The organism is Streptococcus nidrosiense (assembly GCF_042140045.1).
GTDB classification, from domain to species: domain Bacteria; phylum Bacillota; class Bacilli; order Lactobacillales; family Streptococcaceae; genus Streptococcus; species Streptococcus nidrosiense.
In genome coordinates this window covers 1,303,610-1,327,444 of record NZ_CP152419.1, presented here as the reverse complement: position 1 = coordinate 1,327,444, position 23,835 = coordinate 1,303,610, and the positions used below count along the sequence as shown (strand labels likewise).

Sequence of the window (23,835 nt, the reverse complement as noted above, 5' to 3'; positions counted from 1 at the left end):
TTTTTATGGGATTAAAACAACTTGAAGATGTGACTTACTTCCGTCTTAATAATGAAATTAACCGTCCTGTTAATGGACAAATCATGCTTCACAAAGACAAGGAAGCTTTAGAAGCCTTCTTTAAAGAAAATGTTGTACCAAATACAATGTTTTTTAACTCAATTACGGATAAAATCAACTTCCTCATTGAGCATAACTACATTGAAACAGCATTTATCAAGAAATACCGTCCAGAATTTTTGGAAGAACTACACCAATTTATCAAGGATCAAAACTTCCAGTTTAAGTCTTTCATGGCTGCCTATAAATTCTATAATCAGTATGCTCTGAAAACTAATGACGGAGAATACTACCTTGAAAGCATGGAAGACCGTGTCTTCTTTAACGCTCTTTACTTTGCGGATGGTGATGAAGCGATTGCCATTGATATTGCTAATGAAATTATCCACCAACGTTATCAACCTGCTACTCCTTCTTTCTTGAATGCAGGTCGTGCTCGTCGTGGTGAGTTGGTATCTTGTTTCTTGATCCAGGTAACAGATGATATGAACTCTATCGGACGTTCTATCAACTCAGCTCTTCAACTTTCACGTATCGGTGGTGGTGTGGGAATTTCCCTCAGCAACCTTCGTGAAGCTGGAGCTCCTATTAAAGGATATGAGGGTGCTGCTTCTGGTGTTGTACCAGTTATGAAGCTTTTCGAAGACAGCTTCTCTTACTCTAACCAACTCGGTCAACGTCAAGGTGCTGGAGTTGTTTACCTCAATGTCTTCCACCCAGATATCATCGCCTTCCTTTCAACTAAGAAGGAAAATGCGGACGAAAAAGTGCGTGTCAAGACCCTTTCACTTGGTGTTGTTGTACCAGATAAATTCTACGAATTAGCTCGTAAGAATGAAGAAATGTACCTATTTAGCCCATATTCTGTAGAAAAAGAGTATGGCGTACCTTTCAACTACATCGATATCACAGAAAAATACGATGAGCTAGTTGCAAATCCAAACATCCGTAAGACAAAAATCAAGGCGCGTGATTTGGAAACTGAGATTTCTAAATTGCAACAAGAATCTGGCTATCCTTATGTGGTCAACATTGATACTGCTAACCGCGCAAATCCAGTTGATGGTAAGATTATCATGAGCAACTTGTGTTCAGAGATTCTTCAAGTCCAAGAACCAAGTCTTATCAACGATGCTCAAGAATTCCTAAAAATGGGTACTGATGTCTCATGTAACCTTGGTTCAACAAACGTGGTCAACATGATGACTTCACCTGACTTTGGTCGCTCCATCCGTGCTATGGTTCGTGCCCTTACTTTCGTTACAGATAGTTCACACATCGTAGCTGTTCCTACAATCGACCACGGAAACAGCCAAGCTCATACCTTTGGTCTTGGTGCCATGGGACTTCACAGCTACCTTGCGCAACAATTGATCGAATACGGATCGCCTGAGTCTGTTGAATTTACAAGCATCTACTTCATGCTTATGAACTACTGGACCTTGGTTGAGTCAAACAACATCGCACGTGAACGTGGTGTTACCTTCCATAACTTTGAGAAATCAGACTATGCTAACGGTAGCTACTTTGATAAGTATTTGACTAGCGAATTTCTTCCGAAATCAGACCGTGTTAAAGAACTTTTCAAAGATATTTTTATCCCTACTGCTGCTGACTGGGCTGAACTTCGTGATAAAGTTAAAGCAGATGGACTTTACCACCAAAACCGACTTGCTGTAGCGCCAAATGGTTCTATCAGCTACATCAACGATGTTTCTGCTTCTATCCACCCAATCACGCAACGTATCGAAGAACGCCAAGAGAAGAAAATCGGTAAGATTTACTATCCTGCTGCTGGTTTGTCAACAGAAACAATCCCTTACTACACTTCTGCTTATGACATGGATATGCGTAAGGTCATTGATGTTTATGCTGCTGCAACCGAGCACGTTGACCAAGGACTTTCACTCACTCTCTTCATGCGTAGTGATATTCCGACAGGCCTTTACGAATGGAAGAAAGAAAACAAACAAACGACACGTGACTTGTCTATCCTTCGTAACTATGCCTTCAACAAAGGTATCAAGTCTATCTACTACGTCCGTACCTTTACAGATGATGGTGGAGAAGTCGGTGCTAACCAATGTGAGAGCTGTGTGATTTAATTCAACTCTCAAAAAAATTACATTTACTTAATCCATTAAACGTATTTTGCTGATAAAATCATGTAAGAACATAAAAGTCGGGCTTCCGACTTTTTGTTCGATTCTAGCATAGAATTATGATAAAATAAGAGTGATTATGTTATCGCATTACTACACACAGAAAGAGATTTCAAATGAAAACTTACTACAAAGCTATTAACTGGAATGCCATCGAAGATGTCATTGACAAATCAACCTGGGAAAAGCTGACTGAGCAGTTCTGGCTTGATACGCGTATCCCTTTGTCAAATGACCTAGACGACTGGAGAAAGCTTTCTAATAAGGAAAAAGACCTTGTTGGTAAAGTTTTTGGAGGTTTGACCCTTCTTGATACCATGCAATCAGAAACTGGTGTTCAAGCCCTTCGTGCTGATATTCGTACCCCTCACGAGGAAGCTGTTTTTAACAATATCCAATTTATGGAATCTGTCCATGCCAAATCTTACTCTTCTATCTTTTCTACATTGAATACCAAGTCAGAAATCGAAGAGATTTTCGAATGGACCAACACTAATCCATATCTTCAGAAAAAAGCTGAGATTATCAATGAAATCTACCTAAACGGAACTCCTCTTGAAAAGAAAGTAGCTAGTGTTTTCCTTGAAACCTTCCTTTTCTACTCTGGTTTCTTCACACCACTCTACTATCTTGGAAACAACAAGTTGGCCAACGTAGCTGAGATCATCAAGTTGATCATTCGTGACGAGTCAGTTCATGGAACCTACATCGGCTACAAGTTCCAGCTAGGTTTCAACGAATTACCTGAAGACGAACAAGAAAAACTCAAAGAATGGATGTACGACCTTCTCTATACTCTTTATGAGAATGAAGAAGGCTACACAGAGAGCCTCTATGACGAAGTCGGATGGACTGAAGAGGTTAAAACCTTCCTTCGCTACAATGCAAATAAAGCCCTTATGAACTTGGGGCAAGATCCTCTCTTCCCTGATTCAGCTGACGATGTCAACCCGATCGTTATGAATGGGATTTCAACTGGTACATCAAACCACGACTTCTTCTCTCAAGTTGGTAATGGCTATCTACTTGGTGAAGTTGAAGCTATGCAGGATGATGACTATAACTATGGACTAAATTAATACCTAACCTAAAAAAACATCTAAGTTTATTTACAAACTAGATGTTTTTTTTTGTTTATTTTTGTTTTCTTTAAGTTGCTTAGCTGTTTAAAATATGATAAAATAATATTAGATTTGGGGGTGGTTCAATGCTGAAGCAAGAAAAATTAGATACTATTTTAGAAATTGTAAATACAAAAGGAACTATCACTGTTAAAGAGATTATGAATCGCCTTGATATTTCCGATATGACAGCTAGACGATATTTACAAGAGTTAGCAGATAAGGATTTGCTGGTTCGAGTTCATGGCGGTGCTGAAAAACTTCGAACAGGTTCCTTATTAAATAATGAGCGTTCTAACGTTGAAAAACAAGGACTACAAACAGCAGAAAAACAAGAAATTGCTCGCTTTGCAGGTCACTTAGTTGAAGAAAGAGAAACTATTTTTATTGGTCCAGGTACCACATTAGAATTCTTTGCGCGTGAGCTTCCTATCGATAACATTCGAGTTGTTACCAATAGTTTGCCTGTATTTCTCATTCTAAACGAGCGTAAGCTAACTGATCTCATTCTAATCGGTGGTAATTATCGTTCAATTACAGGAGCTTTTGTCGGTACTCTCACTCTTCAAGATATCGCTAGTTTGCAATTTTCAAAAGCCTTCGTTAGTTGTAATGGTATCAAGGATCATGCTATCGCTACTTTTAGTGAAGACGAAGGTGAAGCACAGAAATTAGCACTAGAAAACGCCAATAAAAAATATCTCCTAGCTGACCATAGCAAATTTGATAAATTTGATTTCTTCACATTTTACAATATCTCAGATATCGACACCATTATCACTGATTCAAAATTAAGTGACCAAACACTCCAATCACTGTCTAAACAAACTAAAATTATCAAGTCAAAACCTTAAACTCTACAACTAGTCATAGAATTTAGTAGCTACTACTAATTCCATGGCTAGTTTTTTTATTTTGCAAAAATTATAAAAAGTTCCCGAAATGTTTATAGATATTTACCAAACACAAATATTATAGAACTAAAAAAACCTGAAAGATATACCTTTCAGGTTTTTTGATTGGAATAATCAACTAATAGAATCGTTAGAAGATTTATTCTTCATCATCACGCTTACGACGTTTAGCCACTAATCCTAATCCAGTTAGACCTGCTACAACTCCAAGGAGAGCATTTGCAGCTGAAGCAGTTTCACCTGTATTTGGTAATTGCTTACGGGCCTTAGTGGTATCAGTTTGAGGAGCTAGACTTGTTGAATGAATCATAGACGCACTTGTTGATGTTGATGCTGATTCAGATGCTGATCTGCTTGCGCTCGTTGATGCTGACGTACTTGCTGACGTGCTTGCACTTGTTGATGCTGACGTACTTGCTGACGTGCTTGCACTTGTTGATGCTGACGTACTTGCTGATGTGCTTGCGCTTGTTGATGCGGATGTACTTGCTGACGTGCTTGCACTTGTTGATGCCGATGTGCTTGCTGACGTGCTTGCGCTTGTTGATGCCGACGTACTTGCGCTCGTTGAAGCGGATGTACTTGCTGACGTGCTTGCACTTGTTGATGCCGATGTGCTTGCTGATGTACTTGCGCTTGTTGAAGCTGACGTGCTAGCCGATGTGCTTGCACTTGTTGATGCTGACGTACTTGCTGATGTACTTGCGCTTGTTGAAGCCGACGTACTTGCGGACGTACTTGCGGACGTACTTGCTGATGTACTTGCGCTTGTTGAAGCGGACGTGCTAGCCGATGTGCTTGCACTTGTTGAAGCCGATGTGCTTGCACTTGTTGATGCCGATGTACTTGCTGACGTGCTTGCACTTGTTGATGCCGACGTGCTAGCAGATGTACTTGCTGACGTGCTTGCGCTTGTTGATGCTGACGTACTTGCTGACGTGCTTGCGCTTGTTGATGCTGACGTACTTGCTGACGTGCTTGCACTTGTTGATGCTGACGTACTTGCTGACGTGCTTGCACTTGTTGAAGCGGATGTACTTGCTGACGTGCTTGCGCTTGTTGAAGCGGATGTACTTGCTGACGTGCTTGCACTTGTTGAGGCTGACGTACTTGCTGACGTGCTTGCGCTTGTTGAGGCCGACGTACTTGCTGACGTGCTTGCGCTTGTTGATGCGGATGTACTTGCTGAGGTGCTTGCACTTGTTGATGCGGATGTACTTGCTGACGTGCTTGCACTTGTTGAGGCTGACGTACTTGCTGACGTGCTTGCGCTTGTTGAAGCGGATGTACTTGCTGACGTGCTTGCACTTGTTGATGCCGATGTACTTGCTGAAGTGCTTGCGCTTGTTGAGGCCGACGTACTTGCTGACGTACTTGCTGATGTGCTTGCACTTGTTGATGCCGATGTACTTGCTGAGGTACTTGCACTTGTTGAGGCTGACGTACTTGCCGATGTGCTTGCACTTGTTGAAGCTGACGTACTTGCTGACGTGCTTGCACTTGTTGATGCAGATGTACTTGCTGAGGTACTTGCACTTGTTGAAGCGGATGTACTTGCTGACGTGCTTGCGCTTGTTGAGGCTGACGTGCTAGCAGATGTACTTGCGCTTGTTGAGGCTGACGTGCTAGCAGATGTACTTGCACTTGTTGAAGCGGATGTACTTGCTGACGTACTTGCACTTGTTGAGGCTGACGTGCTTGCTGAAGTGCTTGCACTTGTTGATGCCGACGTACTTGCTGACGTGCTAGCGCTCGTTGATGCTGAGGTGCTTGCACTTGTTGAAGCCGATGTACTTGCTGACGTGCTTGCACTTGTTGAAGCGGACGTACTTGCTGACGTGCTTGCACTTGTTGATGCTGATGTACTTGCTGACGTGCTAGCCGATGTACTTGCTGACGTGCTTGCACTTGTTGAAGCGGACGTACTTGCTGACGTGCTTGCACTTGTTGATGCTGATGTACTTGCTGACGTGCTAGCCGATGTACTTGCGCTTGTTGAAGCTGATGTGCTTGCTGATGTACTTGCACTTGTTGAAGCCGATGTACTTGCTGACGTGCTTGCACTTGTTGATGCGGATGTACTTGCCGATGTGCTTGCACTTGTTGATGCGGATGTACTTGCTGATGTACTTGCGCTCGTTGAGGCTGACGTACTTGCACTTGTTGATGCCGACGTACTTGCTGACGTACTTGCTGACGTGCTTGCACTTGTTGAAGCGGATGTACTTGCTGATGTGCTTGCGCTTGTTGAAGCTGACGTGCTTACGCTTGTTGATGCTGACGTGCTTGCTGATGTGCTTGCACTTGTTGAAGCGGATGTACTTGCTGACGTACTTGCGCTTGTTGAGGCTGACGTGCTAGCAGATGTACTTGCACTTGTTGAGGCTGACGTACTTGCACTTGTTGAAGCCGATGTACTTGCTGACGTGCTTGCACTTGTTGAGGCTGACGTACTTGCTGAGGTACTTGCGCTCGTTGAGGCTGATGTGCTTGCTGACGTGCTTGCACTTGTTGAGGCTGATGTACTTGCTGACGTACTTGCACTTGTTGAGGCTGACGTGCTAGCCGATGTGCTTGCACTTGTTGATGCTGACGTACTTGCACTTGTTGAAGCCGATGTGCTTGCGCTCGTTGAGGCTGACGTACTTGCACTTGTTGAAGCCGATGTGCTTGCTGATGTACTTGCGCTCGTTGAGGTTGATGTACTTGCACTTGTTGAGGCTGACGTGCTTGCTGATGTGCTTGCACTTGTTGAAGCCGATGTACTTGCTGATGTGCTTGCACTTGTTGAAGCCGATGTACTTGCTGACGTGCTTGCACTTGTTGAAGCCGATGTACTTGCTGATGTGCTTGCGCTCGTTGAGGCTGACGTACTTGCTGACGTGCTTGCTGATGTGCTTGCACTTGTTGAAGCCGATGTACTTGCTGACATACTTGCGCTTGTTGAGGCTGACGTGCTAGCAGATGTACTTGCACTTGTTGAGGCTGACGTACTTGCTGATGTGCTTGCGCTCGTTGAGGCTGACGTACTTGCACTTGTTGAAGCAGATGTGCTTGCTGATGTACTTGCGCTCGTTGAGGCTGATGTGCTTGCACTTGTTGAGGCTGACGTGCTAGCAGATGTGCTTGCGCTCGTTGAGGCTGATGTGCTTGCACTTGTTGAGGCTGACGTGCTTGCGCTTGTTGAGGCTGACGTGCTTGCTGAGGTGCTTGCACTTGTTGAAGCGGATGTACTTGCTGACGTACTTGCACTTGTTGAGGCTGACGTACTTGCTGACGTGCTTGCACTTGTTAAAGCCGATGTACTTGCTGATGTACTTGCGCTTGTTGAAGCTGATGTGCTTGCACTTGTTGATGCTGACGTGCTTGCTGATGTGCTTGCACTTGTTGAGGCGGATGTACTTGCGCTTGTTGATGCTGACGTGCTAGCAGATGTACTTGTACTTGCTGATGTGCTTGCGCTCGTTGAGGCTGACGTACTTGCACTTGTTGAAGCGGATGTGCTTGCGCTCGTTGAGGCTGATGTACTTGCACTTGTTGAAGCGGACGTACTTGCTGAGGTGCTTGCACTTGTTGAAGCCGATGTACTTGCTGACGTGCTTGCACTTGTTGAAGCCGATGTACTTGCACTTGTTGAGGTTGACGTACTTGCGCTTGTTGAAGCTGACGTGCTAGCCGATGTGCTTGCACTTGTTGAGGCGGATGTACTTGCTGAAGTACTTGCGCTCGTTGATGCTGACGTACTTGCTGACGTGCTTGCACTTGTTGAAGCGGATGTACTTGCTGATGTGCTTGCGCTTGTTGATGCTGACGTGCTTGCACTTGTTGAGGCTGACGTGCTAGCCGATGTGCTTGCACTTGTTGAGGCTGACGTACTTGCTGACGTGCTTGCACTTGTTGAGGCTGACGTGCTAGCCGATGTGCTTGCACTTGTTGAGGCTGACGTACTTGCTGACGTGCTTGCACTTGTTGAAGCCGATGTACTTGCTGACGTGCTTGCACTTGTTGAGGCTGACGTACTTGCTGACGTACTTGCGCTTGTTGATGCTGATGTGCTTGCTGAGGTACTTGCGCTCGTTGAGGCTGACGTGCTAGCCGATGTGCTTGCACTTGTTGAAGCGGACGTACTTGCTGAGGTGCTTGCACTTGTTGAAGCCGACGTACTTGCTGACGTGCTTGCGCTCGTTGATGCTGAGGTACTTGCACTTGTTGAAGCGGACGTGCTTGCGCTTGTTGAGGCGGACGTACTTGCTGATGTGCTTGCGCTGGTTGAAGCGGATGTACTTGCTGACGTACTTGCGCTCGTTGATGCAGATGTACTTGCTGACGTACTTGCACTTGTTGAAGCGGATGTACTTGCTGATGTGCTTGCTGACGTGCTTGCTGATGTACTTGCACTTGTTGAGGCTGATGTACTTGCTGATGTACTTGCGCTTGTTGAAGCGGACGTGCTAGCCGATGTGCTTGCGCTGGTTGAAGCTGATGTACTTGCTGATGTGCTTGCGCTTGTTGATGCGGACGTGCTAGCAGATGTACTTGCGCTCGTTGAAGCTGAGGTACTTGCTGACGTGCTTGCACTTGTTGAAGCAGATGTACTTGCTGACGTACTTGCGCTTGTTGATGCAGATGTACTTGCTGATGTGCTTGCACTTGTTGATGCAGATGTACTTGCTGACGTACTTGCGCTCGTTGATGCAGATGTACTTGCTGATGTGCTTGCGCTTGTTGAAGCGGATGTACTTGCGCTTGTTGAAGCCGACGTACTTGCACTTGTTGAAGCTGACGTGCTAGCCGACGTACTTGCACTTGTTGATGCAGATGTACTTGCTGACGTACTTGCGCTTGTTGATGCAGATGTACTTGCTGATGTGCTTGCGCTTGTTGAAGCGGATGTACTTGCTGACGTACTTGCACTTGTTGATGCAGATGTACTTGCGCTCGTTGATGCAGATGTACTTGCTGATGTGCTTGCGCTTGTTGAAGCGGATGTGCTAGCCGATGTGCTTGCGCTTGTTGAGGCGGATGTACTTGCTGAAGTACTTGCGCTCGTTGATGCTGACGTACTTGCTGACGTGCTTGCACTTGTTGAAGCGGATGTACTTGCTGATGTGCTTGCGCTTGTTGATGCTGACGTGCTTGCACTTGTTGAGGCTGACGTGCTAGCCGATGTGCTTGCACTTGTTGAGGCTGACGTACTTGCTGACGTGCTTGCACTTGTTGAAGCCGATGTACTTGCTGACGTGCTTGCACTTGTTGAGGCTGACGTACTTGCTGACGTACTTGCGCTTGTTGATGCTGATGTGCTTGCTGAGGTACTTGCGCTCGTTGAGGCTGACGTGCTAGCCGATGTGCTTGCACTTGTTGAAGCGGACGTACTTGCTGAGGTGCTTGCACTTGTTGAAGCCGACGTACTTGCTGACGTGCTTGCGCTCGTTGATGCTGAGGTACTTGCACTTGTTGAAGCGGACGTGCTTGCGCTTGTTGAGGCGGACGTACTTGCTGATGTGCTTGCGCTGGTTGAAGCGGATGTACTTGCTGACGTACTTGCGCTCGTTGATGCAGATGTACTTGCTGACGTACTTGCACTTGTTGAAGCGGATGTACTTGCTGATGTGCTTGCTGACGTGCTTGCTGATGTACTTGCACTTGTTGAGGCTGATGTACTTGCTGATGTACTTGCGCTTGTTGAAGCGGACGTGCTAGCCGATGTGCTTGCGCTGGTTGAAGCTGATGTACTTGCTGATGTGCTTGCGCTTGTTGATGCGGACGTGCTAGCAGATGTACTTGCGCTCGTTGAAGCTGAGGTACTTGCTGACGTGCTTGCACTTGTTGAAGCAGATGTACTTGCTGACGTACTTGCGCTTGTTGATGCAGATGTACTTGCTGATGTGCTTGCACTTGTTGATGCAGATGTACTTGCTGACGTACTTGCGCTCGTTGATGCAGATGTACTTGCTGATGTGCTTGCGCTTGTTGAAGCGGATGTACTTGCGCTTGTTGAAGCCGACGTACTTGCACTTGTTGAAGCTGACGTGCTAGCCGACGTACTTGCACTTGTTGATGCAGATGTACTTGCTGACGTACTTGCGCTTGTTGATGCAGATGTACTTGCTGATGTGCTTGCGCTTGTTGAAGCGGATGTACTTGCTGACGTACTTGCACTTGTTGATGCAGATGTACTTGCGCTCGTTGATGCAGATGTACTTGCTGATGTGCTTGCGCTTGTTGAAGCGGATGTGCTAGCCGATGTGCTTGCGCTTGTTGAGGCGGATGTACTTGCTGAAGTACTTGCGCTCGTTGATGCTGACGTACTTGCTGACGTGCTTGCACTTGTTGAAGCGGATGTACTTGCTGATGTGCTTGCGCTTGTTGATGCTGACGTGCTTGCACTTGTTGAGGCTGATGTACTTGCTGATGTACTTGCGCTTGTTGAAGCGGACGTGCTAGCCGATGTGCTTGCGCTGGTTGAAGCTGATGTACTTGCTGATGTGCTTGCGCTTGTTGATGCGGACGTGCTAGCAGATGTACTTGCGCTCGTTGAAGCTGAGGTACTTGCTGACGTGCTTGCACTTGTTGAAGCAGATGTACTTGCTGACGTACTTGCGCTTGTTGATGCAGATGTACTTGCTGATGTGCTTGCACTTGTTGATGCAGATGTACTTGCTGACGTACTTGCGCTCGTTGATGCAGATGTACTTGCTGATGTGCTTGCGCTTGTTGAAGCGGATGTACTTGCGCTTGTTGAAGCGGATGTACTTGCGCTTGTTGAAGCCGACGTACTTGCACTTGTTGAAGCTGACGTGCTAGCCGACGTACTTGCACTTGTTGATGCAGATGTACTTGCTGACGTACTTGCGCTTGTTGATGCAGATGTACTTGCTGATGTGCTTGCGCTTGTTGAAGCGGATGTACTTGCTGACGTACTTGCACTTGTTGATGCAGATGTACTTGCGCTCGTTGATGCAGATGTACTTGCTGATGTGCTTGCGCTGGTTGAAGCGGATGTGCTAGCCGATGTGCTTGCGCTTGTTGAAGCGGATGTACTTGCGGACGTACTTGCACTTGTTGATGCAGATGTACTTGCTGACGTGCTTGCACTTGTTGAAGCGGATGTACTTGCTGACGTACTTGCGCTTGTTGAGGCTGACGTGCTAGCAGATGTACTTGCACTTGTTGAGGCTGACGTACTTGCACTTGTTGAAGCCGATGTACTTGCTGACGTGCTTGCACTTGTTGAGGCTGACGTACTTGCTGAGGTGCTTGCACTTGTTGAAGCCGACGTACTTGCTGACGTGCTTGCGCTCGTTGATGCTGAGGTACTTGCACTTGTTGAAGCGGACGTGCTTGCGCTGGTTGAGGCGGACGTACTTGCTGATGTGCTTGCGCTGGTTGAAGCGGATGTACTTGCTGACGTACTTGCGCTCGTTGATGCAGATGTACTTGCTGACGTGCTTGCACTTGTTGATGCCGATGTACTTGCTGATGTGCTAGCCGATGTGCTTGCACTTGTTGAGGCTGATGTACTTGCGCTCGTTGATGCAGATGTACTTGCTGACGTACTTGCACTTGTTGAAGCGGATGTACTTGCTGATGTGCTTGCTGACGTGCTTGCTGATGTACTTGCACTTGTTGAGGCTGAGGTACTTGCTGATGTACTTGCGCTTGTTGAAGCGGACGTGCTAGCAGATGTACTTGCGCTCGTTGAAGCTGAGGTACTTGCTGACGTGCTTGCACTTGTTGAAGCAGATGTACTTGCTGATGTGCTTGCTGACGTGCTTGCTGATGTACTTGCACTTGTTGAGGCTGATGTACTTGCTGATGTACTTGCGCTTGTTGAAGCGGACGTGCTAGCAGATGTACTTGCGCTCGTTGAAGCTGAGGTACTTGCTGACGTGCTTGCACTTGTTGATGCAGATGTACTTGCTGACGTACTTGCGCTTGTTGATGCAGATGTACTTGCTGATGTGCTTGCACTTGTTGATGCAGATGTACTTGCGCTCGTTGATGCAGATGTACTTGCTGATGTGCTTGCGCTTGTTGAAGCGGATGTACTTGCTGACGTACTTGCACTTGTTGAGGCTGACGTACTTGCTGACGTACTTGCGCTTGTTGAAGCGGACGTGCTAGCCGATGTGCTTGCGCTTGTTGAAGCGGATGTACTTGCGGACGTACTTGCACTTGTTGATGCAGATGTACTTGCTGACGTGCTTGCACTTGTTGAAGCGGATGTACTTGCTGACGTACTTGCGCTTGTTGAGGCTGACGTGCTAGCAGATGTACTTGCACTTGTTGAAGCGGATGTACTTGCTGACGTACTTGCGCTTGTTGAGGCTGACGTGCTAGCAGATGTACTTGCACTTGTTGAGGCTGACGTACTTGCACTTGTTGAAGCCGATGTACTTGCTGACGTACTTGCGCTCGTTGATGCAGATGTACTTGCTGACGTGCTTGCGCTTGTTGAGGCGGACGTACTTGCTGATGTGCTTGCGCTGGTTGAAGCGGATGTACTTGCTGACGTACTTGCGCTCGTTGATGCAGATGTACTTGCTGACGTGCTTGCACTTGTTGATGCCGATGTACTTGCTGATGTGCTAGCCGATGTGCTTGCACTTGTTGAGGCTGATGTACTTGCGCTCGTTGATGCAGATGTACTTGCTGACGTACTTGCACTTGTTGAAGCGGATGTACTTGCTGATGTGCTTGCTGACGTGCTTGCTGATGTACTTGCACTTGTTGAGGCTGATGTACTTGCTGATGTACTTGCGCTGGTTGAAGCGGACGTGCTAGCCGATGTGCTTGCGCTGGTTGAAGCTGATGTACTTGCTGATGTGCTTGCGCTTGTTGATGCGGACGTGCTAGCAGATGTACTTGCGCTCGTTGAAGCTGAGGTACTTGCTGACGTGCTTGCACTTGTTGAAGCAGATGTACTTGCTGACGTACTTGCGCTTGTTGATGCAGATGTACTTGCTGATGTGCTTGCACTTGTTGATGCAGATGTACTTGCTGACGTACTTGCGCTCGTTGATGCAGATGTACTTGCTGATGTGCTTGCGCTTGTTGAAGCGGATGTACTTGCGCTTGTTGAAGCCGACGTACTTGCACTTGTTGAAGCTGACGTGCTAGCCGACGTACTTGCACTTGTTGAAGCAGATGTACTTGCTGACGTACTTGCGCTTGTTGATGCAGATGTACTTGCTGATGTGCTTGCGCTTGTTGAAGCGGATGTACTTGCTGACGTACTTGCACTTGTTGAAGCAGATGTACTTGCGCTCGTTGATGCAGATGTACTTGCTGACGTACTTGCGCTCGTTGATGCAGATGTACTTGCTGATGTGCTTGCGCTTGTTGAAGCGGATGTACTTGCTGACGTACTTGCACTTGTTGATGCAGATGTACTTGCGCTCGTTGATGCAGATGTACTTGCTGATGTGCTTGCGCTTGTTGAAGCGGATGTGCTAGCCGATGTGCTTGCGCTTGTTGAAGCGGATGTACTTGCGGACGTACTTGCACTTGTTGATGCAGATGTACTTGCTGACGTGCTTGCACTTGTTGAAGCGGATGTACTTGCGGACGTACTTGCGCTTGTTGAGGCTGACGTGCTAGCAGATGTACTTGCACTTGTTGAGGCTGACGTACTTGCACTTGTTGAAGCCGATGTACTTGCACTTGTTGAATCAGATGTACTTGCACTCGTTGAGGCCGATGCACTCGTCGAAGCTGACTCTGATGCAGATGTACTTGCACTCGTTGACGCTGACGTACTTGCTGATTCTGACTTGTGATCTGAATCCGACAAATCTGGAGTTACTGTGTTTTGTGTTCCGTCTTTGTAGGTAATCGTTACAGTTCCATTGCTATCAATATCGTACGATTTAATACGGAAATCTGTTGCAGGGTTAGACGTCTTCACCGCTTCAAGAATCTTATCAAGGTCTTTTCGAGTCAATGAAGTTAGATTAGAAACTTGGATAGCACTGCTTGGTTTAATACCTGGGAATTTTTCATTCAGTTTCCCTTGTGCTACTACAGCTGTGGCTCTACCTGTATTATTTGATAAATCTATAGCACTAGTTCCACGGGTCCATTTATTACCATCTGCATACTGTACATTTTCTCCATAAGTAGCAGTGTACTCTAGGACTTTCGGATTAGTTGCTGAAGCTTCAGTAGGAGTATCCTTAATTCCTGGTGCAGCATCATCTGAAGAATAACCATCTTGGAAAATGCGATCTTTATCAGAAGTTCCATCATTTAATTTCAGAGTTTTAATCTTACCACTATTATCTTTAGCAGTTAAGACAACTTTAACCTGGTCTCCTGCGAAGACTTCGTAACCACTAACTCCTGGACGAACATTATTCTTAATCGATTGTTTTTCCCATAGGCCAGTCTTATCGTTCTTGACATAAAGTTCAAAAGTAGCTTCTGGACTTTCAGTTTCCTTGGTAATCGTCTTCGTCGTTGTAGCTGAAGTCAAGGTTTCAGTTCCACCACCCGGTAGACTGACTGTCTTCTCTTGCTTAACAGTTACATCGCCTGTTGGAAGAAGACCGTTATTGCCGTCGTATGCGTCTTGCAGTTTTGCAGGTTCAAAGGTTACGCTTGTTTCATTGTCCTTAGCTGTCTTCTGGAAGGTATGTCCAGCTAAAGTCAAGGTTACAAGAGCTCCAGGTGTGACATTCGTAACAACGATCGAACGTTGTGGCAAACCACCTGTTTCATTTGTAGAACCAACTGAAATAGCTGGGGCTTGCGGATTTACCTTAATAGTCACATCGACTGTTCTACTATTACCAGGAGCTCCACCATAGGATCCCTGCGGTAGAGTGACTGTAACTTTTTTCGTATAAACCCCAGGGTTTGCCAACATAGCGTCATCAGGAGCCACAACCCAACTAAATGTAGTTCCTGATGGGAAAGCAATATCAGAATTTGAATTCTTCAGTGCGTTTCCTGGATTAGCAATGATATCAGCTAATGGTGTCTTATCACCTACCGTTGTCACATAATCTTGTTTAGCTACAGGATCAACGACTGTATAGTCAAAGCTTGTCTCACTTGTCAAGGCTGGATTGCTAGAAGATACCGTACCAAAACGACCGTTTGGATAAGAAGCAATGACTGTATAGGTTGTACTGTGACTCTTGGCATCTGAGCCAGTCGTATTCCATACATCATGGAAAAGCTGTGTGCCAACAGGAGTAACAATCTCAGTTCCTTGGTTATTGACTCTATACTTATAAGACCATTTTGCTATTCCAGATAAACCTGTGTCTCCTAGGTTTGTATATTGTTGGATTGTTCCACCAATATTATTCGCCCAGTCTCCTCCAGTAACTTTATCACCAGGGAGATCTGACTTGAAGGCATAGAACTTACCTGTCACACCATTGTGAGTTTTGGTTTCAACTTTTGGATAAACTTTGTAGTTATAGGATAGATCCGTTGTAGAACCATCTGGATGAGTGACAGTCAATACAGCTGCACCGCTGCCATTATGGTCTCCAGCTTCAAATGTCGGTGCCTTCTTCCAGCTGACCGTAGTTCCTGTAGGAAGAGGTTGAGCCCCAACTGCACGTACAAAGTTTGCTGGGGTGAGGTTTGCTAAAGTTTCATTGCTAACAGCATAGAAAGTATCCGCTACTTTCTCAACTCCATACTTCACTTTTGGTGCAACAGTATTCGTTGTGCCATCTTTGTAGGTAATCGTTACAGTACCATCGGTAGCAATACTATAATCGCTAATGCGGTTGGCTACCTGAGGGTTTGCAGTTTTCACTGCATCAAGAATCTTGGTGCGTTCATCATTTGTCAACGCATTTGGATTGGCAACTGCAATGGCGTTAGTAGGTTGAGCTCCTGGGAATTTATCACTCAATTTCCCTTGTGCGACAATGAATGTTTCTGATTCTAGCTCATTACCACTCAGATCTCTGGAAATGAATTTACGTGTCCAAAAATTACTTGATGACCAAGTTCTGGTGTCATTATATTTACCAGTAATTTCAATCTTCGCAGGACTTGCGTCGGTAGCTACAGTAGTAGTTCCTATACTATTTATAGTACCACCCGATGCATAGTTTGAATCAATAAAGTTTGTCTGTGGTGATCTGTTATCAGAAACCTCAAACTTGTTAATCTTTCCGCTATTATCCTTAGAAGTAGCAACTACACGATAATCATCACCTGCAAAGATTTCATATCCAGCTGGTTTTCCTTGGATAATTGTCTTTTTAGAAACTGTAGTCCAAGTACCTTGTGCATTTTTAACCTCGACACTATAACTAATAGCCGGTCTTTCGGTTTCATTGGTAATAGTTTTAGTCGCTGTAGTTGACTCCAAGGTTTCATTTACACTGGTACCTGGATTTTGGAAAACCTTACTTTGTTTAACCGTTACGTTACCTGCTGGAAGGAGACCGTTATTTCCATCATAGGCAGCCTTCAAATCTGTCGCAGTAAAGGTTACGCTTGTGTCATTATTCCCCGCTGTCTTAGGGAATGTATGTCCATTTAATGTCATGGTAACAAGGGCTCCTGGCGTCACATTTGTAACTGTGATTCCTTTATTTGGAAGACCACCTGTGTTAGTTACCTGATCATCTGCGATTTGTGGTGCTTGAGGATTGACCTTGATAATTACTGGAACTGGTCTGTTATTTCCCAAAGCTCCACTGTATGAACCTTGTGGAAGTGTGATTCTCACATTTCTAGTGTAAAATCCTGGATTTGCTACTGTAGCATCATCAGGAGTTTGATCCCAACTATAGGTTGTACCAGCAGGGAAAGTAACATTAGTAGTTGAATTCTTCAGTGTATTTCCCGGATTTGCAATGATATCAGCTAGTGGTGTCTTATCCCCCGCAGTTGTCACATAATCTTGCTTAGCCACTGGGTCAACTACTGTATAGTCAAAACTGGTCTCACTTGTCAAGGCTGGGTTGCTAGCAGATACGGTGCCATAACGCCCATTTGGATAAGTAGCAACTACAGTATAGGTCGTACTATGGCTCTTGGCATCTGAACCAGTAGTGTTCCACACTTCTTGGAAACGTTGTGTGCCGACAGGAGTAACAATCTCAGCACCTTGGTTATTGATTTTATACTTATAGGACCATTTAGTACCAGCTAATGCTGAATCTCCTAGGTTTGTATACTGTTCAATCGTACCACCGATGTTGTTGGCCCAGCCCCCTCCAGTAACTTTATCATTAGGTAGGTTTGACTTGAAGGCATAGAACTTACCTGTCACACCATTGTAGGTTTTGGCTTCAACTTTCGGATAGACCGTATAGTTGATGGTTACATCCGAAGTTGAGTTATCAGAGTAGGTAACACGTGCTTGAGCTGTTTGTGCCCCAGTTGTACTAGTAGAGATTGGTGTTAGCCAAGAAATCCTATGTCCAGTTACAGCTGGTGTTGAGCTATCAACTGGATCGATAGTCACAAAATTATTTGCATTAGCAAGATCTGCGGTAGTTTCCCCCTGAACAGCGTAGACAGTTGGAACCTTTGCAGTTGCATTATAAAGTTCATTTTGTCTGATTTTATGGAAGGCATAGGTAATTCCTTGTTTTCCTTCAAGAACTCTAACAGTATTGCCCGAAACGTATCCTTTGGCAGTAGCAACGTTAGTTGCCTTCAACTGATAACCATCAATGTTCAAATATTGTGAAAGATCTACAGTTGTTCCTGGAAGTTGTTGGATAAACACCTCATCCTTACCAGGGATTTCCTCTCCAGTATCTGCATCGATGAAATTAACTGTGACATAGGCACCACGAGCAGAGTATTCAAATCTTTCTAGTCTAAACTGTTGCAAGTTGTATGCACCGCCTGTAGAAGCAAAAATAGCCAAGGCTAGCTCTTCAGGATATCCAGCGTTTGATAATAAACTATTGAAACTATTTTGGTACTTAAGTATGTTAGTATCTGGATTTCCCCATACATTCGCATCACTCATCAGTGCCAGTTTGTCTGATTGCAAGTTCATAGACCAAGTTTGACCATTGTAGGTAACCGTCATTTCTTTCGTTCTACCGTCGTAGGAAACTTGGTAATCTTTCAGAGAATTATCCTCTGGATTTTGATTCAATTTTGAAAATGTACGTATTACTGGATAGACGGTTCCTCGTGCCCCAGCATGGTTACCATTATAGTTATAGATAAAACCACCAAAGGCGCCACCACCACTTACACTTCCGGGATCGGAAGATGTTTTATCAATAGGATTAGTTCTTTGAGTATTGTGATAGGTATCAAGCTTAAAACCAAAGGAACCCTTGAGGTTGTCTCCTCCCATACCGAGAGAGCCACCAGCACCATTATGTTTTTTACCACCATTACCGATGACACCAGGTTCGGCAGTTGAAAACACCGCCGCAATCCCATCACCACCAGCGTGACCATTAGCATGACCTTCATAAGAATCTCCAAGATTGATCTTACCTGTTAGGGTGAAGCTCTCAGTCATATCAATCTTAGTTTTCAATGTATAAGATCCAGCTTGACCACCAGCGTTTTGTGTTAAGGTTACCATACCATCACTCAGGTTTGCATTCCCTGATGTTTTAAAGTAGTTTGCTTGGTTTTTATTGGTTACAACCAACTTAGCTCTTGGGTTGTAAATCGCATTTCCTAAAGAAGCGTTCGTATTGAATGGAATACGAAAGTCATTTGAAGAAGTCAAAGCTTGACCATTACGGTAGTCACGCGCCCCAGAACTAGCACGAAGGACCATGTTCACCACGCTATTACGTGTTCTAGTAGCTTCAGTGATAAGGGTGTTAAGGTCAGCGTTAGGATCTGTCAAAGCATTTTGAATAGCTTCAATCGTAGCTCTTCCTTTTAGAAGCGCACTTTCAGCACCTTCACGATTTCCCAGACGACCGAGATAGGTTCCAATCTCATCTGAAAGACTCTTGAGTTTTTTCTCTTGCTCTGCTCGTTTTTTGTCAGTTTCAGTCGCAGTTACTAGCCCTGTCGCTACTGTTGTCAACATATCAGCAGAATTGCCATTGACTTTATCAGAAACACCTGCACTTGCTGATGCAGTATTCAAGTTAGCTGGAGTTGATTTATAGGTAATTGTAGCACTATCTTTATTCGCCACTACTTCCTCAACCTTAGAAGTTTCATCAGTAGCACTCTTACTTGTTGAGTTTGTGGCAACAGAACTAGTAGAACCAGTTTCTGAGAGGCTTTCTGATCTTGTAAGTGACTCGGAAGTACTGCTTGAAGTTGAAATTGAAGTTGAGGCTGAGGTAGATGCTGAAGTTGACATAGAGGCAGAGGTTGAAGCTGACTCTGACGCAGATGTACTTGCAGACACGGATGAAGACAAGGACTCTGATAACGATTGACTTTCAGAGACTGAAACACTCTCACTAATAGACTGAGAAGTCACATCTGAAGCTGGAGTTTCTTGATCTTCTTGCCCAACTGTCCCTAGAACAACTTTATCTGTAGCAACGAGCGTATCATCTGTTTCAATGACTTTTTCAACAGCAGTTTGTTCATTGGCATGAACCTGTGTTTGAACGATTGCTCCGCCACCGATAACCGAACCGGCCGCAACTATCCCCTTAAGGACATCGATTCCTGTCAATGGTGTGGAAGAACGCTCTTCAACAACTTCTGTTGACACTTGAGCAGTATCGACACCACCACGAATGACTTTAAATAAACCAAAGAGGGAAGTAGAAGCACGTAACCAATGCTTACCAGACTTGATTAACTTAAATCTTGTAACACGGTCTGTCTCTCTAAATTGACCTTCATTTCTTTTAAAAAACATGTAAACACCTTCCGTTTTTCTTTCAATTATAAAAATCGAGGTTATCTTTCATTCTACCATTTTTTAACTAATTTTTCCATTGATTTCAGATAAAAATTAGAAAGAAAACGTTATTAATTTAGTCATTCTATCTAATTTTCATAAAGAATATGAAACTATCTTTACGAGATGATAGCCTATTAACAATTTGAGCTATTTAAATTGTTAAAAATATGCTTTCTATTTTTATTAGCACTATACATAGTTAATAGAAATGATGGAATTTCTTTGAAAATTTCAAAGGGTGGATACATATTTTTTTAAGTGTACTGAAGATTCCTGAATTTTATAACAAAAAGAAAACTCTGCTCACTAGATTTAAGAATTGCCTCAAAAATTTAGCAAGATTGTAAAGATTAAATAAGATTAGCATAAACATAAAAAGCATCAAATTCCGATGCTTTCTTTTTACAGTCCAAGTTGAATATTAGGGTAATTTTTTGAAATAAGACTCCTAAGTTCTTCAAGCTGATCTCGAACCATCTTTAGTGATTTCAAAACCAGACCTTGTTTTTTTCTTGCCATTCTTACGGATATAACAAAATTGATAATTTTTTTCGAAAACAAAACTTATTAATCTTCGTTTCTACAAGATAAAGATGGTCTACCTCTCTTAGATCTAAAGCTTGCGTTGCGTTATACTTTTTTCCTTAAACATAAGCGTCTCCTTTAGTTTGGTGATAAATTATATCAAAATTGATCAGTTTTTAAAATACATTATTTAGATTGCTAATTCCCTATCTAAAAAAGAGTTTGAGAAAATCCCAAACTCTACTATTTTTTGATTTTATTTTCTAGCTATCTTTTCATCTTCTTCTAGTTGCTTAACTAATTGATCAACGCTATCAAATTTTACCATATCACGGATACGGTCCAACCAGGAAACGATGACAGTTTCCCCATAGATATCGTCAGAAAAATCAAAGATATGAACTTCAAAATGCTCTTCTTCGCCATCAAAGGTTTCATTTTTACCTAGACTCGCCATACCACGATAGACTTTTCTTTGGATTTCAACGTCAACGGCATAAACACCGTCAGCTGGCATGTATGTTCGATCCAAGTTGACTAGATTAGCTGTCGGGAAGCCAATAGTTCGACCTCGAGCATTTCCGTGAACCACTACACCTCTCGTTGGTAAAGGGAATCCCAAAAGTTTGCCTGCTTCTTTTACATCTCCTTCTAGAATGGCTTGGCGAATGCGCGTTGAACTAATTTTCCCCTTTTCATCCTCAACTGGTGGAACAATAACTACTTCTCCATGGAAGAGTTCTTTTAAGTCCTCAGCTGTTTTTCTATCTGAACCAAGAGTGTAGTCAAAACCAACTACAATCGTATCTGCCTTTGCTTCCTTGACGTAGGTATCAATGAATTCTTTTGCAGTCATATTTGCTACTCGACTAGTGAAATCCATCAAATATAAACTCTCAACTCCAGCTCTCTTCAATCTACGTTCACGTTCACTAGCATTCAAAATATGCAATAAGTGTTCAGGTGAATATTGATTCAGAGTTAGTTTTGGTGATTCGTTAAAAGTTACTAGAGCTACTCCCTGGCGCTTTTCAGCAGCAATGTTAGAAGCTATATCAAATAATTTTTGATGTCCAAGGTGAACTCCATCAAAATAACCAAGTACAAGGACGTTTGGTCCTGGTGTTGCAATATCTTTTTCTGTTTTAATAGGTACTGTAATAATCATAGTATTTATTATACCAGAAAAATGGCGCTTTCAAAACAATTTAGACTGAATTCGGTACATAAAACTTAGAGCAAACTTTCTCTGACTTCTTTTCGCAACATTTCTAGACTTTCGATCCCGTACTTATCCATGACTTTTGGTAGATTTTCGATAATATCTGGACAAGCATAGGGATTCGTAAAGTTGGCTGTTCCGACACCGATTGCTGAGGCACCAGCCAGATACATTTCTAAGGCCGCTTCAGCTGAATCCACTCCTCCCATCCCAATGATTGGAAGCTTAGTTGTTTGAGCTACTTGACGTATTAGTTTTAGGGCTACAGGAAATACTGCTGGGCCAGACATACCTCCTGTCCCATTTGCGATAATCGGCTTTCTGGTTTTAAGGTCAAAACGCATCCCAACAAGGGTATTGATCATTGTGAGACCACTAGCTCCAGCATCTTCTACTGCTTTTGCAATCGTCACGATATCCGTCACACTAGGGGTTAATTTGACGTAAACGGGCACATCTGATGCTTCTACGGCAGCCTTCACCACATCATAGGCCAACTCAGGATCTTGTCCAATTAAAAGACCATGATTACCGTGATCAACGTTAGGACAAGAGATATTGAGCTCAATAGCTTTCACGTTAGTTGCCTTGGAAATACCATGAGAAACGGCTGCGTACTCTTGTTTTGAAAATCCAGCGACATTGGCGATGATAGGGAGATTTGGATATTCTCTTTGAAGCCAAGGTAACTTTTCAGACAGAACGACATCTAAACCAGGATTTTGTAGACCAATAGCATTAAGCATACCTGCAGGGGTTTCTGCTACTCGAGGAGTAGGATTACCAAAACGCGGCTCAAGTGTAGTTGCCTTAATCATGATAGAGCCTAAAAGGTCTAAATCATAGTATTTGGCATATTCTTGACCAAAGCCAAAACAACCTGATGCAGGAATGATAGGATTCTTTAATTCTAAGCCTGGTAGAGAAACTTGTAATCGATTTGCAGTCATGACACTCTCCTTATAAAACTACTGTGCCTGTTTTAAATACAGGGCCATCTTCACACACACGTTGACTAACCGTTTCACTATCTGGTACTTTCAATACGCAAGCGTAGCAAGCCCCCATACCACAGGCCATACGTGATTCTAAAGATAGATAAGCTCTTGGGTGGTCGTAAAAGGTTTGATTGATATATTTCATCATACCAGGTGCACCGCATGAGTAGATAGAATCAAATTCTGTGTCAAATTCATCAATCACTACTGATACATTTCCTTTGATCCCATAAGAGCCATCATCAGTCGTTACAAAGACTTTGCTGTATTGGGATAATTCATCTTCCAAAATAACTGCATCTTTGGTCGCAAATCCTAGAACCGTTGTGACATCTACACCACGCTCATGCAGTTGCTTAGCTACTTCAAACAAAGGAGGCACACCAATTCCGCCACCAACTAAGAGAACACGATTCTGTTCGTCTAAATCAGATAAGTCAAAACCATTCCCCTGAGGTCCCATAACATCTAAGCTATCACCTGTTTTTAAGGTTGAAAAAATTGCCGTACCAGAACCTTCGATACGATAAATAAGGTGGCATTGTTTTTTAGCCTTATCTATAGACGAGATTGAAATCGGACGACGCAAGAGATGGGCATCATCAGGTACACGCAAATGTAGAAATTGTCCAGCTTTCATAGCTTCAACCATTTCTCCTTGAAGTACAAGTTCAAAGATTGCTGGTGCGATTTCCTTTTGAGACACTACTTTCATGGTTTCCAAGCGAATAGCACCCATGCGTTTTTTACAATTTGGATTCATAACTTTTCCTCCTTAAATTTTAAGGGGTTCAGAAAAAGAAAAACCTTGCAATCGCAAGGTTTCAGTAAGATACTTACAGAAAAGAATCAAATAAACTGTGTTTATTCGAAGTTTGTGTAATCTATTTTCTATCTGACACCTTGTGAGCCTCTCTGGACTTCCCTTAAAGGTTAAATTTTTACTAGTATACTGTATCAACCCTAAAAAGTCAAGCAAAAATAGGTAAGGT

The 23,835-nt window shown here is 43.9% G+C and carries 12 protein-coding genes and 3 pseudogenes; 7 read left to right on the top strand and 8 right to left on the bottom strand.

From position 1 onward, the window contains the following. Positions 1-5 precede the first annotated feature (5 nt). The 3 genes from nrdE (at position 6) to AAFQ93_RS06270 (ending at position 4,197) form a co-directional block, all read left to right on the top strand. Positions 6-2,165 (top strand): class 1b ribonucleoside-diphosphate reductase subunit alpha, encoded by a 2,160-nt coding sequence (gene nrdE / locus AAFQ93_RS06280; protein ID WP_223140923.1) that lies wholly within the window; start codon positions 6-8, stop codon positions 2,163-2,165. 173 nt (positions 2,166-2,338) lie between these two features. Next, positions 2,339-3,301, top strand: a complete 963-nt coding sequence (gene nrdF, locus AAFQ93_RS06275; RefSeq protein WP_049526102.1) for a class 1b ribonucleoside-diphosphate reductase subunit beta — start codon at positions 2,339-2,341, stop codon at positions 3,299-3,301. Between the two features lie 128 nt (positions 3,302-3,429). Then, complete coding sequence (locus tag AAFQ93_RS06270) at positions 3,430-4,197, top strand: DeoR/GlpR family DNA-binding transcription regulator (RefSeq protein WP_000917594.1); 768 nt, start codon at positions 3,430-3,432, stop codon at positions 4,195-4,197. Between the two features lie 199 nt (positions 4,198-4,396). Here the strand turns inward: AAFQ93_RS06270 and AAFQ93_RS06265 are convergent, their stop codons facing one another. Beyond that, positions 4,397-4,567: an LPXTG cell wall anchor domain-containing protein gene (locus AAFQ93_RS06265; protein WP_373093262.1), complete on the bottom strand. Its 171-nt coding sequence runs from the start codon at positions 4,565-4,567 to the stop codon at positions 4,397-4,399. A gap of 76 nt (positions 4,568-4,643) precedes the next feature. On the opposite strand from AAFQ93_RS06265, the gene AAFQ93_RS06260 reads away from it, so the two are divergent. Next, complete coding sequence (locus AAFQ93_RS06260) at positions 4,644-14,039, top strand: hypothetical protein (RefSeq protein ID WP_375554946.1); 9,396 nt, start codon at positions 4,644-4,646, stop codon at positions 14,037-14,039. A gap of 77 nt (positions 14,040-14,116) precedes the next feature. On the opposite strand, the pseudogene AAFQ93_RS06255 reads toward AAFQ93_RS06260, so the two are convergent. Then, a pseudogene (locus tag AAFQ93_RS06255) lies at positions 14,117-14,203 on the bottom strand (hypothetical protein); the annotation flags it as partial. Between the two features lie 610 nt (positions 14,204-14,813). Here AAFQ93_RS06255 and AAFQ93_RS06250 point away from each other — a divergent pair. Then, positions 14,814-15,068, top strand: a complete 255-nt coding sequence (locus AAFQ93_RS06250; protein WP_375554945.1) for a hypothetical protein — start codon at positions 14,814-14,816, stop codon at positions 15,066-15,068. Between the two features lie 869 nt (positions 15,069-15,937). On the opposite strand, the pseudogene AAFQ93_RS06245 reads toward AAFQ93_RS06250, so the two are convergent. Then, positions 15,938-17,734: pseudogene (locus tag AAFQ93_RS06245) on the bottom strand (Rib/alpha-like domain-containing protein); the annotation flags it as partial. 716 nt (positions 17,735-18,450) lie between these two features. Next, positions 18,451-18,681: a hypothetical protein gene (locus AAFQ93_RS06240; protein ID WP_375554944.1), complete on the bottom strand. Its 231-nt coding sequence runs from the start codon at positions 18,679-18,681 to the stop codon at positions 18,451-18,453. Positions 18,682-19,208: 527 nt separating this feature from the next. On the opposite strand from AAFQ93_RS06240, the gene AAFQ93_RS06235 reads away from it, so the two are divergent. Next, entirely contained in the window at positions 19,209-19,340 is a 132-nt protein-coding gene (locus AAFQ93_RS06235; RefSeq protein WP_375554943.1) for a hypothetical protein, read from the top strand. Positions 19,341-19,421: 81 nt separating this feature from the next. Continuing rightward, positions 19,422-19,619: a hypothetical protein gene (locus tag AAFQ93_RS06230; RefSeq protein WP_375554942.1), complete on the top strand. Its 198-nt coding sequence runs from the start codon at positions 19,422-19,424 to the stop codon at positions 19,617-19,619. Positions 19,620-19,810: 191 nt separating this feature from the next. Here AAFQ93_RS06230 and AAFQ93_RS06225 read toward each other — a convergent pair. The 4 genes and pseudogenes from AAFQ93_RS06225 to AAFQ93_RS06210 form a co-directional block, all read right to left on the bottom strand. After that, positions 19,811-20,053, bottom strand: a pseudogene (locus tag AAFQ93_RS06225) (accessory Sec-dependent serine-rich glycoprotein adhesin); the annotation flags it as partial. An 826-nt stretch (positions 20,054-20,879) separates the two neighbouring features. Next, positions 20,880-21,791: a bifunctional riboflavin kinase/FAD synthetase gene (locus AAFQ93_RS06220; RefSeq protein WP_375554941.1), complete on the bottom strand. Its 912-nt coding sequence runs from the start codon at positions 21,789-21,791 to the stop codon at positions 20,880-20,882. A gap of 65 nt (positions 21,792-21,856) precedes the next feature. Next, a complete protein-coding gene (locus tag AAFQ93_RS06215; protein WP_375554940.1) occupies positions 21,857-22,795 on the bottom strand; it encodes a dihydroorotate dehydrogenase in 939 nt (312 codons plus the stop codon). A gap of 10 nt (positions 22,796-22,805) precedes the next feature. After that, positions 22,806-23,606: a dihydroorotate dehydrogenase electron transfer subunit gene (locus AAFQ93_RS06210; protein WP_375554939.1), complete on the bottom strand. Its 801-nt coding sequence runs from the start codon at positions 23,604-23,606 to the stop codon at positions 22,806-22,808. Between the last annotated feature and the right edge of the window lie 229 nt (positions 23,607-23,835).